Source organism: Heyndrickxia coagulans 36D1, from assembly GCF_000169195.2.
Classification (GTDB): Bacteria; Bacillota; Bacilli; order Bacillales; family Bacillaceae_C; genus Weizmannia; species Weizmannia faecalis.
Genome location: NC_016023.1, coordinates 3,333,031 through 3,351,347 on the forward strand (window position 1 = coordinate 3,333,031; position 18,317 = coordinate 3,351,347).

The window sequence follows — 18,317 nt, forward strand, 5'->3', positions numbered from 1 at the left end:
TCTTGTTAAATGACACAAATGTCGCTTATAATTATAAAAACGACACATGTGTCATTTAAGGAGGAGCATAATGAAGCATTCGCTTTTTAAAAATCATTCCTTTCTATTCTTAATCAGTGCGCAAACCGTTTCAAATCTTGGCGACTGGCTGCATCTTGTTGCATTGTTTGCATTAGTGGCATTTAAGTGGCACGCTGACCCGATTGCAATGGCAGGCATTACATTATGCATGGTGCTGCCGTCAATTTTATTTGGATCCCCTGCCGGCTGGCTGGCAGACCGGTTTAACCGTAAAGTGCTGATGAGCTTCTCGGATTTCGCCCGCTGCGGTTGTGTGCTCGGGATTGCTTTTTCCGTTTCGCTTTGGCAAGTTTATATCTTTCTATTTTTTTTGGGCTTTTTCTCAGCCGTCTTCACCCCTGCAGAAAGCGGCCTGCTTCGCCAAGTTGTTGGTGAAAACCAAATACAGGCGGCAATCGGCACAAGCGAGATGATCAATAACAGCGCCAAAATCATCGGGCCGGTAGCAGGCGGCGCATTGATCAGCCTGACCGGAATCAAAGGCGCTTTTTATCTTGATGCCATTTCTTTCTTCCTCTCCGCCCTCCTGCTGTTTGGAATCAAGGCGCCAACATTACAGAGCCCGGTAAAAAGTGATCTAGAACATCGGGAAAAGGTCGCGCTAACTGAAGGATTTCGCTTTCTCTCCGGTTTTCCCGTGTTAAAAATGGGTCTGATCGTTTTTTGTACCATGATACTGGCCTTGCAAATTTCTGATTCCCAGGCCATGATATTAATAAGGGATATCAAGAACGCAACGGTCCATTTTGCGAGCTGGTGTATTGCGGCAAGCGGTTTTGGCATGCTTACTGCTTCCGTGCTGTTTACGAAAATAAAGTTAGGGGAGAAATTAATCACTTTAAAAATCAGCCCCGCCATACTTGGTTTGGGTTGTATCATGGTAAGTACGGGTACCGGCTGGCCGATCGGCATCATTGAAGCCGTTTACCCTTGCGTCTTTTTTCTGATGGGTTTTTCTTTTACAATGGCTGCCATTCCTTTCGATGTGCTCGTCCAAAAGAAAACGCCTGAAACGCATACCGGAAGAGTGTTCGGTACCATCAACAGCCTTTCTACACTCGCTGTGCTTGTTGGCATATTACTTGGAGGCTCGCTTTCAGAGTGGTTTGGCGTCCGTCTCGCATTCCTGATCTCTGGCGGAACCACTTGCCTGCTTGCTGCCGTTTCCGCAATCGCAATGAAAAAAGCAGAAAGGAAGGAAATTCATGTCGCCGAGGGTATCAAAACAACATCTTGAAGAAAGAAAAAATCATATATTGGATGCTGCGAAGCGGGTGTTTGAACGAAAAGGCTATGAACCTGTTACCATGCAGGATATCGTAAAAGAAGCCGGCATTAGCAGAGGAAATCTGTATCAGTATTTTTCCAACACAGAAGAAATCATGCAGGCGGTTATTGAAAAAAATGACGATTCATTTTATACGTATATTCAAGACCTGGCAGGCAGCCACGAAAAAATATGGGATGCCATTCAAGCCTATCAGAAAGTGGTTTGCCAAAGTTTGCCAAATCCTTACGGGATCGTAATGTATGAATACTCTGTCACCAGGTGGCGCAATCCGGAAAGAAAGGCATTTTTCCAAAAAAGGTATACCCGGGCCATGAAAAGCTTTTTAGCGCTTCTGGAAGAGGGCGTAAAACAGGGTGAATTTCATCCGGTACAGCCGCTTGAAACGATTGTCAATTTTATGGTGAACATATGGGACGGCCTGATTTTAATGGCTCAAGTGGAAGAACCAGAAAGAGTGGCAGTAGGCGGACAGCTTGAGGCGTTAAATTTATACTTAATTCAGGCTTTGCGTCCCGATGAAAATGCAGACTGGCATTTGGACACCAAGATTGAACCCGGTTGATACGAACCGGGTTCAGATATAAAACGATGATGATCGTTATTTACGCAATTCGCTATATTGAATCTGAATCCTGTTTTCCGGTTTTTGATCCACTGTATATAAGATAAACAGAAAAAACCATTCCAAAGGTTTCATGAAAAGATAGACAAGGTCCGCTGACCACTTTGTACGGATATGCATGCTGAGAGGATAACCGTATTTATCATAAATATAGCGGATGAAGTGATGCATACGCGGCATGTATTCTTCAAGAAGATGTTCGAAAGCATTCGCAACGAGCAGCTGGCGGTTCACAGGAATTCTTTTGCCGTGTCGGAGCCCTGCCCTTACCGGTTTAACGACTTTTGTGTGACCCCTCGCTGCCACTGAACATAAATAGTGTTCGTCTCCCTTTAACATTTCCGGAGGGGGAGCGGGTATCCGGGAATAGGTGAAAGAACTTGTATCTAAAAACAAACGGATAAAGCTGTCCGGCCGCTGACCAAATAATATGAGGACCATTTGGACAATAAGCAAAACAGGAAAAAAACAAACCGCCCACAATCGAGGCATTTTACTATACCGTACGGAAATTTTAAAGAGTAAAAGAAGAAATCCCTTGTACTGTATAGTCTCTTTCCTCATTTTTATTGAAAACTCATTCAGTGAATCTTTTAACTTGGTGATATACAGTAAAGCAAGGCAAAATAAGCTATATTGAAATGCCCGGACGGAATACATATCCCCCAGTTTTGAGAATAGCGTATGTGTTAAATAAACAGCAGCAAACCCAATATTTAAAACCAGTATCGTACTGCTCACGACATAGATGACCGGTGAAACCTGGCCGGCATAAAAATTCAATATCAGGAACCCAACCATGCCCAATACAACCAACACAATCGCTGAAAGGATATGATTAGGAGCCAATGAAGCATAGCCGTCCGCCCGCCCTCCGATTTCATAAACGTGCAACTGTTCGCCTGCCCTTGCACCATAAGCGTTCAGATAACACCCCACGATGAACAGGCAAATAAGCATGACTGCATTCACCGTATCCATTGTTTTGACTTTAATGGATGGGGCTGCTTGCGGTCCCTTTTTAAAACTGGATAGGAATCTGGCAATCACATACACAGGAATACAGAGAACAAATAGGGCTAAAAACACAAAAAATACGGATAGAATATGATAGCCAAATCCTAGAACGTATGCCGCTGCCAGGAACAAAAGCACAACTGCAATTAAACTTATGATTACAATTGGCGCTCTGTTGTTTTTCAATGCAGTCCCCCCTACTACGCTAAATGAATGCTTTTGAAAATGCGCCCTTGTAGCGTTTCTTTGCGATTGGATTTCCGAAAACAACAGTTAAATTGATTTGTTTTTCCAGGCCTTTGGTTTCTTTCGCTATGCTTATGCGTTTTTTTAAAGTGTCTCCCCACTCCCTTTCCTCTCGAAGTTCATGCGACAAACATGCCGTAAACATGGCCTTTATAAATCGATGTTTCTGATATGCGTCAGCATCAGACTCCTTTAAAATACGGATATGCATTTGCTCCTCTCCTGTCCGCTTTTTCTTTTATCGTTAATGTTCTAAACCTTTCCTGCCATCCGGAACACTTTCCCGTCCATTTCGGGCTTTAGCCATTTCATTCCCATTTTCTCATAGAACGAAATGGCTTGCTTATTTGTCGGGGATACTCTGAGATGGTATTCCTCCAATTGATGTTTTTTGAAAACGCTCATCGCATACGCATGTAGTTCAGCGCCAAGACCCGAGCCACGTTTTTCCGGAATAAGATAGTACAAGTTGACATAGCCAATCGGTTTACCTTCAAAATCTTTACGTGTCACCTCAAGCTGTCCAATTGGAACGCCATTTTCAATCGCAAGCATAAAACCTTCCGGAAATCGTACTTGCTGCATTTCAAGCCATTCAAGGTACTCTCTTGCATTGAAATTTGCATCCGTTCCGAAGCTTACGATAAAAGAATCCCTGCGGAACGGGAGAATATACTGGAGGTGCTGTCTAACTTGAATGGGAATAAAATCCATTTATTAACCTCCTCTCTTGTTTCCTCCTTTGCCAGCCCTTTATCATTTCTTTTCGCCCCGGCAGCTGAAATCCATTTATCAATCGGTTGGCACAATTCTCTATTTTCTTATCGTCATCTATTGTAGCACAAGAACTGCGGATTTCCTTTTTTTACATTGTCCGTTTACTTTTTCAGCGTGAATCAACGGTCAATTATGGATAGTCATTTTTGAAGCAATATGTTATGTTGAGACTGTAAAGGATGCGGAAATGGGGGCTCCGAAATGTTTGATACAGTGATAAATACTGTGTTAGGTTTTGCTATGATCATTCTTATACTTTTTTTGCTTTACCGGTATCTCGTTCTTATGAAAACGAAGAAACTGTCTAAAATCGATTCCTTTTTTATAAAAGAATCCTATCATATGAATAACATACCCAATAAACAGTTCGTTCGCTTCCTGAAATTGAGATATATTTTTAGTGCTGCCATTTTATTCCTGTTTCTTATCGTAGTTTTATATTTTAAAACCGTAAACAGTCTTGTCATTCCTCTTCTTTTATTGATAGAGTTTACCGGAATTTCCGTCATTGATCATAAAATTAAAAAGGCGAAAAACAAATAATCCAGCCGGCTTGGTTCAGTTCAACTTGTTAGAAAACATGATCTATTTGGACACTAAAGGAGGAAACCGGAATGTTTGATGACGTACATGAAACTGAAGCCGATCTGTTTTTCCGGATATCATAACTGCAGCCATTTAAAAGAACAACTACTTCATTTGATGTGAGCGTTCCATTTAAAGGAAGACCAACTACCGGATTTATAAAGTGCATGAAAAAACCGCAGATCGTAATCTGCGGTTTGCTTTGGCCCGGCAACGTCCTACTCTCGCAGGGGGAGACCCCCAACTACCATCAGCGCTGGAAAGCTTAACTTCCGAGTTCGGGATGTGTTCGGGTGTGACCTTTCCGCCATCATCACCGGACCTGTATAATTTTGGGATGTGTTCCCTGAAAACCGGATGGGAGAAAAAACTGTAAACGGAGAATGCGTTTCTAACTTTGAGAATTGTCTAGCTCCAGCGCCTATCGGCTAGCGTATTTCTACGCTTTCTCCCTACGATAAGTCAACATCGGCTCGCCTTTAGGGGCTCGCCGTGTTTCCTTTATCTCAGTCGAAAGCTCCGAAATCCGTACGCCGATGAGCGAGGCGCTTCCGCTTTTCGTGGTTAAGTCCTCGATCGATTAGTATCCGTCAGCTCCACGCGTCGCCGCGCTTCCACCCCGGACCTATCAACCTGATCATCTTTCAGGGATCTTACCAGTATAAACTGTGGGAAATCTCATCTTGAGGGGGGCTTCATGCTTAGATGCTTTCAGCACTTATCCCTTCCGCACATAGCTACCCAGCGATGCCTTTGGCAAGACAACTGGTACACCAGCGGTGCGTCCATCCCGGTCCTCTCGTACTAAGGACAGCTCCTCTCAAATTTCCTGCGCCCGCGACGGATAGGGACCGAACTGTCTCACGACGTTCTGAACCCAGCTCGCGTACCGCTTTAATGGGCGAACAGCCCAACCCTTGGGACCGACTACAGCCCCAGGATGCGATGAGCCGACATCGAGGTGCCAAACCTCCCCGTCGATGTGGACTCTTGGGGGAGATCAGCCTGTTATCCCCAGGGTAGCTTTTATCCGTTGAGCGATGGCCCTTCCATGCGGAACCACCGGATCACTAAGCCCGACTTTCGTCCCTGCCCGACTTGTAAGTCTCGCAGTCAAGCTCCCTTATGCCTTTACACTCTGCGAATGATTTCCAACCATTCTGAGGGAACCTTTGGGCGCCTCCGTTACCTTTTAGGAGGCGACCGCCCCAGTCAAACTGCCTGCCTGACACTGTCTCCCACCCCGGTAAGGGGTGCGGGTTAGAATTTCAATACAGCCAGGGTAGTATCCCACCGATGCCTCCGCCGAAGCTGGCGCTCCGGTTTCCAAGGCTCCTACCTATCCTGTACAAGCTGTACCAAAATTCAATATCAGGCTGCAGTAAAGCTCCATGGGGTCTTTCCGTCCTGTCGCGGGTAACCTGCATCTTCACAGGTACTATAATTTCACCGAGTCTCTCGTTGAGACAGTGCCCAGATCGTTACACCTTTCGTGCGGGTCAGAACTTACCTGACAAGGAATTTCGCTACCTTAGGACCGTTATAGTTACGGCCGCCGTTTACTGGGGCTTCAGTTCAGAGCTTCGCCTTACGGCTAACCCCTCTCCTTAACCTTCCAGCACCGGGCAGGTGTCAGCCCCTATACTTCGCCTTGCGGCTTCGCAGAGACCTGTGTTTTTGCTAAACAGTCGCCTGGGCCTATTCACTGCGGCTTCCCGGGGCATACACCCCAAAAAGCACCCCTTCTCCCGAAGTTACGGGGTCATTTTGCCGAGTTCCTTAACGAGAGTTCTCTCGCTCACCTTAGGATTCTCTCCTCGCCTACCTGTGTCGGTTTGCGGTACGGGCGCCTTTCACCTCACTAGAGGCTTTTCTTGGCAGTGTGGAATCAGGAACTTCGGTACTAAAATTTCCCTCGCCATCACAGCTCCGCCTTGGCGCGAAGGATTTGCCTCCGCACCGGCCTAACTGCTTGGACGCGATCAACCAGTGTCGCGCTTGCCCTATCCTCCTGCGTCCCCCCATCGTTCAAACGGTGAAGAGGCGGTACAGGAATATCAACCTGTTGTCCATCGCCTACGCCTTTCGGCCTCGGCTTAGGCCCCGACTAACCCTGAGCGGACGAGCCTTCCTCAGGAAACCTTAGGCATTCGGTGGAAGGGATTCTCACCCTTCTTTCGCTACTCATACCGGCATTCTCACTTCTAAGCGCTCCACCGGTCCTTCCGGTCCGGCTTCAACGCCCTTAGAACGCTCTCCTACCACGGACACCATACGGTGTCCATCCGCAGCTTCGGTGATACGTTTAGCCCCGGTACATTTTCGGCGCAGCGTCACTCGACCAGTGAGCTATTACGCACTCTTTAAATGATGGCTGCTTCTAAGCCAACATCCTGGTTGTCTAAGCAACGCCACATCCTTTTCCACTTAACGTATACTTTGGGACCTTAGCTGGCGGTCCGGGCTGTTTCCCTTTCGACCATGGATCTTATCACTCACAGTCTGACTCCCAAGCATAAGTTTTTGGCATTCGGAGTTTGTCTGAATTCGGTAACCCGATGAGGGCCCCTCGTCCAAACAGTGCTCTACCTCCAAAACTCTCCGCTTGAGGCTAGCCCTAAAGCTATTTCGGAGAGAACCAGCTATCTCCAAGTTCGATTGGAATTTCTCCGCTACCCACACCTCATCCCCGCACTTTTCAACGTGCGTGGGTTCGGGCCTCCAGCAAGTGTTACCTTGCCTTCACCCTGGACATGGGTAGATCACCTGGTTTCGGGTCTGCGGCCTCATACTCTTTCGCCCTGTTCAGACTCGCTTTCGCTGCGGCTCCGCTTCTTCAGCTTAACCTTGCATGAGACCGTAACTCGCCGGTTCATTCTACAAAAGGCACGCCATCACCCGTTAACGGGCTCTGACTACTTGTAGGCACACGGTTTCAGGATCTCTTTCACTCCCCTCCCGGGGTGCTTTTCACCTTTCCCTCACGGTACTGGTTCACTATCGGTCACTAGGGAGTATTTAGCCTTGGGAGATGGTCCTCCCGGATTCCGGCGGGATTCCTCGTGTCCCGCCGTACTCAGGATCCACTCGGGAGAGAACGAAGTTTCAGTTACAGGGCTTTTACCTTCTCCGGCAGGCCTTTCCAGGCCGCTTCACTTACCCCGTTCTTTTGTAACTCCCATATGAGTGTCCTACAACCCCGGAAGGCAAGCCTTCCGGTTTGGGCTGTTTCCTGTTCGCTCGCCGCTACTTGGGAAATCGCAATTGCTTTCTCTTCCTCCGGGTACTGAGATGTTTCAGTTCCCCGGGTGTGCCCTTCCTGCCCTATGGATTCAGGCAGGAATCCTGTCCGATTAAAGACAGGGGGTTTCCCCATTCGGAAATCTCCGGATCAAAGCTTACGTACAGCTCCCCGGAGCATATCGGTGTTTGTACCGTCCTTCATCGGCTCCTAGTGCCAAGGCATTCACCGTGCGCCCTTTCTAACTTAACCATAAAAAGGTTTAAATCCAAAAATAAGCGATTCTCGGTTTACTTGGTTTGTTTCTCCTATCCGGTTTTCAAAGAACACATGTTGAAGGATTGAACCTTCAAAACTGAACAAAACGGAAACGTCAAACTTGATTTTGGAAAACGAAGTTTTCCTTTTATTCCTTAGAAAGGAGGTGATCCAGCCGCACCTTCCGATACGGCTACCTTGTTACGACTTCACCCCAATCATCTGTCCCACCTTCGGCGGCTGGCTCCGTAAAGGTTACCTCACCGACTTCGGGTGTTACAAACTCTCGTGGTGTGACGGGCGGTGTGTACAAGGCCCGGGAACGTATTCACCGCGGCATGCTGATCCGCGATTACTAGCGATTCCGGCTTCATGCAGGCGGGTTGCAGCCTGCAATCCGAACTGGGAATGGTTTTCTGGGATTGGCTTAACCTCGCGGTCTCGCAGCCCTTTGTACCATCCATTGTAGCACGTGTGTAGCCCAGGTCATAAGGGGCATGATGATTTGACGTCATCCCCACCTTCCTCCGGTTTGTCACCGGCAGTCACCTTAGAGTGCCCAACTGAATGCTGGCAACTAAGGTCAAGGGTTGCGCTCGTTGCGGGACTTAACCCAACATCTCACGACACGAGCTGACGACAACCATGCACCACCTGTCACTCTGTCCCCCGAAGGGGAAGGCCCTGTCTCCAGGGAGGTCAGAGGATGTCAAGACCTGGTAAGGTTCTTCGCGTTGCTTCGAATTAAACCACATGCTCCACCGCTTGTGCGGGCCCCCGTCAATTCCTTTGAGTTTCAGCCTTGCGGCCGTACTCCCCAGGCGGAGTGCTTAATGCGTTAGCTGCAGCACTAAAGGGCGGAAACCCTCTAACACTTAGCACTCATCGTTTACGGCGTGGACTACCAGGGTATCTAATCCTGTTTGCTCCCCACGCTTTCGCGCCTCAGCGTCAGTTACAGACCAGAGAGCCGCCTTCGCCACTGGTGTTCCTCCACATCTCTACGCATTTCACCGCTACACGTGGAATTCCACTCTCCTCTTCTGCACTCAAGCCTCCCAGTTTCCAATGACCGTTTGCGGTTGAGCCGCAAGATTTCACATCAGACTTAAGAAGCCGCCTGCGCGCGCTTTACGCCCAATAATTCCGGACAACGCTTGCCACCTACGTATTACCGCGGCTGCTGGCACGTAGTTAGCCGTGGCTTTCTGGCCGGGTACCGTCAAGGCACCGCCCTGTTCGAACGGCACTTGTTCTTCCCCGGCAACAGAGTTTTACGACCCGAAGGCCTTCTTCACTCACGCGGCGTTGCTCCGTCAGACTTTCGTCCATTGCGGAAGATTCCCTACTGCTGCCTCCCGTAGGAGTTTGGGCCGTGTCTCAGTCCCAATGTGGCCGATCACCCTCTCAGGTCGGCTACGCATCGTTGCCTTGGTGAGCCGTTACCCCACCAACAAGCTAATGCGCCGCGGGCCCATCTGTAAGTGACAGCCGAAGCCGTCTTTCCTTTTTCCTCCATGCGGAGGAAAAAACTATCCGGTATTAGCCCCGGTTTCCCGGCGTTATCCCGATCTTACAGGCAGGTTGCCCACGTGTTACTCACCCGTCCGCCGCTAACCTTTTAAAAGCAAGCTCTTAAAAGGTCCGCACGACTTGCATGTATTAGGCACGCCGCCAGCGTTCGTCCTGAGCCAGGATCAAACTCTCAGTAAAGATGTTTGATAAAAGCTCAAAAAGAATTTGACGTTTCATTTTGTCCAGTTTTCAAGGAACAATCTTTGCTGTTCTTAACAGCAACTCAATTATTATACCAAAATATCAATTCGCTGTCAACATCTTTTTTTAAACCCGTTTTTTAATTATCTAACGGGCCAGCTCATATATCATATCACTTATTCGTAACTTAAGTCAATATGATAGAGCAAGGTAATGTTTTCCATCTTTTTTTAGATCCCTGCTCCATAATATAATGAAGAAACAGGGATCTATGCTGCGAGTTAAGATGGCGGAACGGCATTGAACTTCCTCAGTTACATACGTACCGGTCATTTTCAGGGAACCGCAGTACTCCTTCGTATGTTTACATTGGAGAAAACTGTCACAGCTGCCGCTTCTTTTATCTATTCCCTTTTTTCATCCATAATTTTCGGAATGCTTTTTGCCAGTCGCCGGCAAGTGCCTTTACACTTAAAATTTCTTCTATCGCATCAAAATTTGTTCTATCATGGTATCTGATTTTATTGATATGCAGAATGGAAAGCTGTTTTTCCCCTTTTTCAAGCAGGATAAAGCTGTCATTTTTCCGGACAAAGCCTTCCTCAAGCACACGCATATAGAAGCCGGACCAACCGGTTTCAACAATGTCGGCAGGAAAACTGTCCAATCCGTGTTTCGCAGCAATTTTATAGCAAGGCTCCCGCGGCTGTGATACCTGCACAACCGCTTCCCCCATTTGAAAAACATCACCGATATGGATATCTGCTTCCGACCATCCCGAGAGCGTAATATTTTCGCCAAATGCCCCCGGCTCAAAAGTTCGGTTAAATTTCTTCCCCCATACCGGAAAATGATCACCAACATATACGCAGACTGCTTTATCCGCTCCGCCATGATGAACAAGGTCCGCCTGCTTGTCCCCTTCAAAATTTTCTTTTGCCAGATATACCGGGCCCTCCTGCGGTATTTTAAAAATGCCGCTCTGCACCACTTTCTGTTTATAGGCAAGCGCCTTTGGTTTGCCTGTATTTACCGAAACAACAACACCGTCCGCCATCGCGTTCGCTCCTTTCCCAAATTGCTATCTAAATTTTACCATCATTTGCGTAAACTTTGAAAAACATTTTAAGAAAATCCCGCGGGTCTTCCGTTCGGCTTTCCGGAATCGCTGTTTTCAATCCTTTTGCAGGAAGGTTTCTAAAAGTTTTACCGCTTCATTATATTTTAGCGTAACTTTCCTTGTTGCCGCTGCCGGAATAATAGCAATTTCGCCAAGGTGCTTCAAACATTTCGTCTGTCCTTGTTCTGCCGGTAAATGAAAGGTGTAGTCTTCCAGTTGAATGAGCAGCAATTTCTTTCCATTCTGAGTATGATAGCCGATCATTTCAGCCTTATTTTCATCAAGCAACTTGCGGAGGACGGCATCTTTTAATGCATACAGTTTTAATTGCCGTGTTTTTGCTCTGTTGACCACACCATAATTCCTGTCAAAATAGTTTATCTTTTTTGTATCCCTGCTTTTTTTAGCTGACTTGTTGATAATATATAGAGATTCAGCGATGTTATGAATCGTCATTTCGAGTTTGGATATGTCCGTTTGTCTTTGTTTCACGACCTGTGTTTCGTTTATATCGTACAAAGGATATTTTTTTCCGCGATAGCCGATTTTCATCGCTTTTGGTTCCCCGACAGGCTTCCGTTTTAATGCTTTCAGCTGTGTTTTTGTTTTCAGATTTTCCGGTACATCCTCCCATTTTCTGTAATTTTCCACTGCCTCTCCCCCCTATTCGCATAAACCATTCTCTGCGCCTTGCCAGCACAAAAAACAACAAATGATGAGAGGTTATCTGGTTTTTACAGCCCTCACCTTCCTTTCCACCAGAATATTTGTTTGTATTTTATCACAGGAACAAATGTTTTATCAACTAAAATATTGAAAAATTCCCGCAAAAAATTCAGCCGCCATCCAGCGCGCTTGGCATCAAAAAAGCCAGGCTCGTACACCCGGCTTATCTTGCATTCCATTTTTAAACTGTCAAAAGGCGCAGGGGGGTTTACGCCTTCATTATAAAGTGAGTTCCCTTTTCAACAGGGCAGCCGCCGCTTCTGCATCTTCCGCGCCTGCAATGGCAGAAATGACGGAAACGCCGTCTGCCCCTGCTTCTATGACGCTTTTTGCATTGCCCGGCCCTATGCCGCCAATTCCGACAATTGGAATCCGGATGCCATTTTGGCGGATTTCGCGAATGACGGTTGTCCCTTTCGCCGCTTTCGCATCTTCTTTCGATTTCGTCGGAAAAATGGGGCCAACGCCAAGATAATCCGCGCCTCCGTTTGCTGCCTGCCTGGCTTCCTCCAACGTATAGGCAGAGACGCCAATAATCTTATCCCCCAACTTTTCCCGTACGGATGCCAGCGGTTCATCTTCTTGCCCGACATGCACACCGTCAGCATCCAGTTCCAAAGCAAGTGCAATATCATCATTTACAAGAAAAGGAATCCCGTTTTTTTGGCATATCCACTTCAATTTTTCACCAAGCACTTTCTTTTCTTCGCCTTTTCGTGCACCTTTTCCTTTTTCACGGAATTGAAAAAGGGTGACGCCGCCTCTGATGGCGTTTTCCAGCACTTGTTCCGGCGGCAGCGTGCAGTTCGGGCTGCCCATAATAAAATACAGTTTCAATGCGTCACGCAAATGTTCGCCTGTCATCGGTTTTTCATTCTCCTTTTTTGGTAGGCCCAATGGTTCGTCGGCCCGTGCCCGTGTCCAATTTGAATGCCGTCTTCGATCGCCGCGGAAATGAATGCTTTTGCTGTCGACACAGCAGCAAATATATCCGCGCCTTTTGCTAATTCTGCCGTAATCGCTGAAGAAAACGTACAGCCGGTGCCGTGCGTATTTTTTGTTACGTATCTTTTCGCTGTATATTCGTAAAAGTTCGCCCCGTCAAAAAGCAAGTCGCTCGAAACCGGGGAAGACTCATGATGTCCGCCTTTAATGAGACAATACCGAGGACCGCAATCCGCAATGATGCGTGCCGCTTCCTTCATATCATCAGTATGTCGGATGGGCATTCCTGCCAGTTCCTCCGCTTCCGGAAGATTCGGCGTCACAATGAAGGCGAGCGGAAGCAGCTGGCTTTTTAAGGCTTTAACCGCTTCCTTTTGCAAAAGGGTTTCTCCGCCCTTTGCAATGATCACCGGGTCTACAACGAGTTTTTCCCAGTGGTAGGCTTTGATTTTTTCCGCAACCACTTCGATGATCCCGGAATCAAACAACATGCCGGTTTTTAGTGCATCTGTCCCCATATCTTCGGCAATGGACGCCAATTGGCGGGAGACTGCTTCGGGACCGAGCGGAAATACCCCCTGGACCCCGCGTGTATTTTGCGCCGTCACCGCGGTAATCACGGACATGCCGTATACTTCTAATTCCTGAAATGTTTTCAAGTCCGCCTGGATGCCGGCACCGCCCCCGGAATCAGAACCGGCAATCGTGAGTGCTTTTTTCATGATGTTCACCCTTCTTTCTTTTCAAAAGAGGCATATTTAGAGGCATATTTTTGGATTTCTTCAGCTCCTATTTCTGCCAGCTGGTCTAAAAACGCCATTTGAAAACTGCCCGGCAAATCCCCGCCTGTTTTTTCTCTTGCGATTTCCGCAGCAGCGCCGTAAATCGCAAGCGCCGAAACAGATGCCTGAACAGGATCTTTCTCAACAGCGAGAAAGGCGCCGCAAACCGCGGACAAAAGGCAGCCTGTCCCGGTGACTTTTGTTAAAAGCGGGTGGCCGTTATGTACGAGATAAAGGTTTGTACCGTTTGACACCGCATCCGTCTTGCCACTTACCACGACCGTAGTATGAAGCGTTTTTGCCGCTTTTAAAGCGAGTTCGCCCGTATCCAGGCCGGTATCTCCTGCATCGACGCCTTTAACTTTGGCATCTATTCCGATCAGATTGGCGATTTCTCCGGCATTTCCCCTGATGGATGTGAAGCGGATTTCTTTCAGCAATTTTTTTGCCGTTTCTGTCCGGTAACGGGTTGAACCGGCAGCTACCGGATCAAGGACGACCGGAACGCCATTTTCATTTGCAGACTTTCCCGCCAATATCATTGCTTCGACGGCTTTTTCATTTAAAGTGCCGATATTTAACACGACCGCATTTGCCGCTTTCGCCATATCGGCAACTTCTTCCACCGCATCGGCCATTACCGGAGATGCGCCAAGTGCCAACAGCCCGTTTGCTGTAAAATTAGCCACCACAATATTCGTGATATTATGGATAAGCGGATTGGCTTCCCTGATTTTTTCAAGCAGTTCAATTGGTTTTTCCTTTTCCATTTCCATTCCCTCCTAATCCATTACAAGTCCGCCGTCAACGACGAGATTTTGTCCGGTTACCGCCCTCGCCCATGGCGATGCAAAAAACAACACGGCATCCGCAACGTCTTCCGGTTCTGTCACCTTTTGCAGCGGAGTAGTTTCCTGAATCAATTGAAAAACCGCTTCAGATGTGGCTGCACTTGCATCCGTCGTTTTCAGAAGGCCGCCGGATACCATATTAACGGTAATGCCATATTGCCCCAGATCTTTCGCCATGCTCCGGGTGAAGCCGAGGAGCGCTGCCTTGCTCGTATTGTAATCATGGTAGGCGACAACCGGATTTTGAAACAGGTTTGTGCCAATATTGATCACCCTGCCGAAATGCAGCCGTTTCATTTCCGCAAGGCCGGCCTGTATGGTATTTAATGCGCCGCGAACCGCACCTTCCATCTGCAAGCTGTATTCCTCCCACGAAATTCGGGAAGCATCGTGCCGGGATTCCGGATCAAAGCGGAAATGCACGAGGGCATTATTTACAATTGTCGTGACAGGCCTGGAAAAATAAGCTTCGGCCTGCCGGAACATCTTTCTTACCTGCGCCGGATCCCTTACATCCGCCTTCAGGGCAACCGCTTTTTCTCCTAAAATATTCTGAAGATCCTTTGCCTTCCCCTCACTCTCAAAATAGTTGATGACAACGCCCGCCCCTTCTCTTGCAAAAGCTTTTACAACTGCTTTGCCTAACCCCCTGCTTCCGCCTGTGACGACAACCACCTGCTCATCCAGTTTCATTTGTCCCACCCCTTCCCATGCAAAAAAGCCAGGCCCGAAAAGACCTGACTTCATCAGCAAGAAATTTTTTTACAAATTCCTACTTTCCTACGCCGGTATGATCCGGATCAGGTCCAAAGGGTTGAAAAACGCCGGTTTTTCTCTCAGCCCGCCAAATCCGGGCACCCCTAGTAGTTTGAAAGATTTACTTTTTTCAATTATAGCTTTTCTATTATGCTTTGTAAAGCTTAATGAAAATCACCGGCAGGGGTTATATTATGTGAATTTAGCTTTGTTATCTTTCTCCATCTTCATCTCTTAATACCCAATGGGCAATTGGTCCATGGCCATGCCCAATTCCCGGGCTCTCAGAGATTGCTCTTGTCAATAATTTTTTAGCTGTTTTTACGCTGTCTTCTAAGGGATGGCCCTTCGCCAACTCAGCTGTAATCAATGAAGACAATGTACAACCAGTTCCATGAGTGTGAACGGTATCAATGCGTTTAGATTCGAGCCATATTGTCTGCTCCCTCGTCACCAGACAATCACGAACAGTTTCTGATGTAACCAGATCATGTCCGCCCTTTAACAGCACAGCACCTGCCCCTCTTTTGAGAATCAGTCGTGCTGCGTGCTCCCGGTCCTGATCAGTACGTATCGTCATTTCTGACAGAACTTCCGCCTCCGGTGTATTCGGTGTAATGACATCAGCAACCGGAACCAATTTCTTTTTAATCGTCGCAATTGCTTCAGGAGCAACGAGATGTGTCCCACCTTTTGCAATCATGACCGGATCCACAACCAGCGGCCTCCATTTAAATCGTTTAATTCCGTCAACAACAGCTTCTATGCGTTCTGCATCAAACAGCATACCCGTTTTTAAAGCTGCAATTGAAAAGTCGTCCGCAATGGATTCCATTTGACGGACAATGCTGTCAACCGGCATTGGAAAAATTCCCTGAACTCCTTTTGTATTTTGCGCTGTCACGGCAACGATTACAGACATGCCGTAGACACCCCTCTCTTCAAAAGTTTTCAGGTCGGCCTGAATACCTGCACCGCCACCGCTGTCAGTTCCTGCAATTGTTAATACCTGTGGTCTCATCTAATATACACCTCTTCTAAAATGATCATAGTATTATTTTTTTTCTGCATTTGACAGATTGGATCCCATCCATTTGTTATAATGTTTTTGAAAATAACTTATCAGCCTGCTGCATGATTCTTGTATATGCCACTGCTTCTAACCTTTGAAAATTGATCCCTATGAAGAAGTCTCATAAGGAAATAATAAAGGACTGCCGTAATAATCAGACTAATAAATGACGAACCAATTGGCCAAGCTTGAAAATAGCTGACTTCATAGAGAGCAAAACCAACCACAAAAGCGACGAAAGCTACCAGATTAACACCGCCCCGGTACCAGTACGATCCTTCTGGTTTAGTCAAGTCTGCTGGCTTCAGGTGTTTACGGATCAAAAAATAATCAACCAATACGATGCTTTCAATGGGAATAAAGACAGCACCAAGGATTAATAAAAAGCTTTGATATTTATCAATTGGAAACACCAGCGAAATCAGTGTGCCTGACACTCCTGCAATGAATACAAGCCGCCTCTCCGAAAACTTTGGAAATAAATTGCTTGCAGAAACACCTGCTGAAAAAACATCTAGAAAAGCTGTCGTTACAGTGGAGAAAAAAATAATAAGCAGACCTGGGATACCCAAGCCCAGTGCACCCATGATTGGAATTGGGCTTGCATTCCAAAGGCCAGTAGCAATGGTACAAAGCAAGCCAACAAAGTACATCCAGATGCTGGATAGAGCATAACCCCAATATGTAGCGTGTGCGGCCCCGTTAATATTCCTTGCATACCGGGAATAGTCTGCAACCAAAGGAACCCAGGAAAGGCACATGCCGATCACATAATCTAATCCGAGAGAGAAAGTAAGATGACCTTTAGGTTTCTTGTCCATTAAGTCTGCAACATTTACTGTTGACAAAACAGCATAGGTCATGATGATGGATAAAATCAATGTTGCACCAACTGTAAATATCTGAAACCATTTTAAATGATTGTGTTTCAAAAGCGCGTTAACCGTTGTGATCAAACCAATCAAGATAATCCAAAAATCCCGGTTCCCAAGAACTCCTGCAAATTTTAAAGATACACAGGCTTCAGCTGCCATCAGAATCATCACAGCTGTCCAGCCAATTAACTGCAGTGCATTGCACAAGCTCGGAAAAAAAGAACCTCTAATCCCAAATGAAGCACGGGTAGCAATCATACCTGATACTCCCTCTCTTGTTCCAATGCGGGACATGAAATACATAGGAACTGACCCGACAAGCATGCCAACGATAATCGTCAGTAATCCATTCTTCAAACCAAGACCTGCCAGTGTATTTCCTGAAAAAATAGCAGCCAGTCCTAATCCTGCTCCGATCCATAACAGTGCAATCTGCAACGAAGCAATTTGCTGTTCCTTTTTTGGCACTACTTCTAATGAGTATTGGACTTTTAATTTCTCATTCGATTCCATTTGAAAACGACCTTTCACATTTTTTGATAACGAAATATATTGTTAAAACAATTGGTTTGGTAATTACATTTTTACGACCAAAAGAATGACGGTATATCTTTTCTGGACGGTTTTATGTAGCTCTTGCTGACATTTGTTTTTATCTGAAATTTGGAAACAGAGAGACTTACAATTATAATGTTTGGAGATCCATCACTTTTTTAAAAGGTGCTGTCAGAAAGATTTTTTGTTTCATATTGAACTGCCTCTCCTGTTCTTTTCGTTTAAATCTTATCGGATAAATGCACCTGCATAGCCTGCTAAAGCGTCCCCAAGCCACAGCGGAACCATTTTTAATAAATTTGCAGGAAGCTGATCTTTCTGAAAAAACTGGAGTGCTAAAGATTCGGAAGAATTGTTTCGCAGCTTTCCTCCTGCAATTTCCGCCAAAAAACAAGTGGTGATAAAATGGACACACTTTCCATCAGGATACTTGAAAACTTGAAATTCAGGGTCGGAATAAACACCAATTATTTGTTTTATCCGAATTGTTAAGTTTGTCTCTTCTTGCATCTCTCTGATTGCTGCTTGCAAAACAGTTTCCCCAGGTTCAACATGGCCGGTTGGAAGACCCCATTTTCCAACATCTGCCCGCTTTTGAAGTAATACTCTTTCCTGTTGATCAAAAAGAACAACGGCTACACCCGGATAAATTTGGTCGATTACATTCAATGCTTCATTCCTCCTTCAAAAAATAAAAAAAGAGGGGAAAGAATCAGCGCATAAGAAATACACTGAACCTTTCCCCTCGGATCTTTTATATCAATAGGTGCCTCTTGTTTTATTACAAGAGATGAAGCCCTC

General features: G+C 46.5%; 14 protein-coding genes, 3 rRNA genes and 1 riboswitch. Of the genes, 2 read left to right on the forward strand and 15 right to left on the reverse strand.

Annotation, left to right across the window (positions count from 1 at the left end; translation table 11 throughout):
- Nucleotides 1–70: 70 nt before the first annotated feature.
- A complete protein-coding gene (locus BCOA_RS33245; protein WP_014098316.1) occupies nucleotides 71–1,318 on the forward strand; it encodes an MFS transporter in 1,248 nt (415 codons plus the stop codon).
- Nucleotides 1,287–1,934 carry a TetR/AcrR family transcriptional regulator gene (locus tag BCOA_RS33250; RefSeq protein WP_014098317.1) on the forward strand — a complete coding sequence of 216 codons (648 nt, stop codon included), beginning with the start codon at nucleotides 1,287–1,289 and terminating at the stop codon, nucleotides 1,932–1,934. Before BCOA_RS33245 ends, BCOA_RS33250 begins: the two co-directional genes overlap by 32 nt.
- Before the next feature lie 36 nt (nucleotides 1,935–1,970).
- Here BCOA_RS33250 and BCOA_RS33255 read toward each other — a convergent pair whose 3' ends face one another.
- The 15 genes from BCOA_RS33255 to BCOA_RS33335 all read right to left on the reverse strand — a co-directional run bounded on the left by BCOA_RS33255 (nucleotide 1,971) and on the right by BCOA_RS33335 (nucleotide 18,185).
- A complete protein-coding gene (locus BCOA_RS33255) occupies nucleotides 1,971–3,197 on the reverse strand; it encodes a DUF6688 domain-containing protein (protein WP_014098318.1) in 1,227 nt (408 codons plus the stop codon).
- Between the two features lie 19 nt (nucleotides 3,198–3,216).
- On the reverse strand, nucleotides 3,217–3,468 hold the full coding sequence (locus BCOA_RS33260) for a hypothetical protein (RefSeq protein WP_013859343.1): 252 nt from the start codon (nucleotides 3,466–3,468) through the stop codon (nucleotides 3,217–3,219).
- Nucleotides 3,469–3,509: 41 nt separating this feature from the next.
- A complete protein-coding gene (locus tag BCOA_RS33265; protein ID WP_013859342.1) occupies nucleotides 3,510–3,971 on the reverse strand; it encodes a GNAT family N-acetyltransferase in 462 nt (153 codons plus the stop codon).
- A gap of 853 nt (nucleotides 3,972–4,824) precedes the next feature.
- A 5S ribosomal RNA gene (gene rrf / locus BCOA_RS33275) occupies nucleotides 4,825–4,940 on the reverse strand.
- A gap of 239 nt (nucleotides 4,941–5,179) precedes the next feature.
- A 23S ribosomal RNA gene (locus tag BCOA_RS33280) occupies nucleotides 5,180–8,112 on the reverse strand.
- Between the two features lie 165 nt (nucleotides 8,113–8,277).
- Nucleotides 8,278–9,831 (reverse strand): 16S ribosomal RNA (locus BCOA_RS33285).
- Together the 16S, 23S and 5S rRNA genes form the textbook arrangement of a ribosomal RNA operon.
- Before the next feature lie 403 nt (nucleotides 9,832–10,234).
- Nucleotides 10,235–10,891 carry an MOSC domain-containing protein gene (locus tag BCOA_RS33290; protein ID WP_014098320.1) on the reverse strand — a complete coding sequence of 219 codons (657 nt, stop codon included), beginning with the start codon at nucleotides 10,889–10,891 and terminating at the stop codon, nucleotides 10,235–10,237.
- A 117-nt stretch (nucleotides 10,892–11,008) separates the two neighbouring features.
- On the reverse strand, nucleotides 11,009–11,605 hold the full coding sequence (locus BCOA_RS33295; protein WP_013859340.1) for a YkyB family protein: 597 nt from the start codon (nucleotides 11,603–11,605) through the stop codon (nucleotides 11,009–11,011).
- Nucleotides 11,606–11,899: 294 nt separating this feature from the next.
- Entirely contained in the window at nucleotides 11,900–12,544 is a 645-nt protein-coding gene (thiE, locus tag BCOA_RS33305; protein WP_014098321.1) for a thiamine phosphate synthase, read from the reverse strand.
- Complete coding sequence (thiD, locus tag BCOA_RS33310; protein ID WP_014098322.1) at nucleotides 12,541–13,347, reverse strand: bifunctional hydroxymethylpyrimidine kinase/phosphomethylpyrimidine kinase; 807 nt, start codon at nucleotides 13,345–13,347, stop codon at nucleotides 12,541–12,543. The genes thiE and thiD (BCOA_RS33310) overlap by 4 nt, the downstream gene beginning before the upstream one ends.
- Nucleotides 13,348–13,352: 5 nt before the next feature.
- The gene (thiM, locus tag BCOA_RS33315) at nucleotides 13,353–14,177 is read right to left on the reverse strand and encodes a hydroxyethylthiazole kinase (protein WP_014098323.1); all 825 of its coding nucleotides are present in this window, start codon (nucleotides 14,175–14,177) and stop codon (nucleotides 13,353–13,355) included.
- 12 nt (nucleotides 14,178–14,189) lie between these two features.
- Nucleotides 14,190–14,951 (reverse strand): 3-oxoacyl-ACP reductase, encoded by a 762-nt coding sequence (locus BCOA_RS33320; protein ID WP_014098324.1) that lies wholly within the window; start codon nucleotides 14,949–14,951, stop codon nucleotides 14,190–14,192.
- 67 nt (nucleotides 14,952–15,018) lie between these two features.
- Nucleotides 15,019–15,130: riboswitch (TPP riboswitch) on the reverse strand.
- A gap of 95 nt (nucleotides 15,131–15,225) precedes the next feature.
- Nucleotides 15,226–16,035, reverse strand: coding sequence for a bifunctional hydroxymethylpyrimidine kinase/phosphomethylpyrimidine kinase (thiD, locus tag BCOA_RS33325; RefSeq protein WP_014098325.1), 810 nt, complete (start codon nucleotides 16,033–16,035; stop codon nucleotides 15,226–15,228).
- A 101-nt stretch (nucleotides 16,036–16,136) separates the two neighbouring features.
- Nucleotides 16,137–17,474, reverse strand: coding sequence for a putative hydroxymethylpyrimidine transporter CytX (gene cytX, locus BCOA_RS33330; RefSeq protein ID WP_014098326.1), 1,338 nt, complete (start codon nucleotides 17,472–17,474; stop codon nucleotides 16,137–16,139).
- 270 nt (nucleotides 17,475–17,744) lie between these two features.
- Nucleotides 17,745–18,185: an NUDIX domain-containing protein gene (locus tag BCOA_RS33335; protein WP_014098327.1), complete on the reverse strand. Its 441-nt coding sequence runs from the start codon at nucleotides 18,183–18,185 to the stop codon at nucleotides 17,745–17,747.
- Nucleotides 18,186–18,317 lie beyond the last annotated feature (132 nt).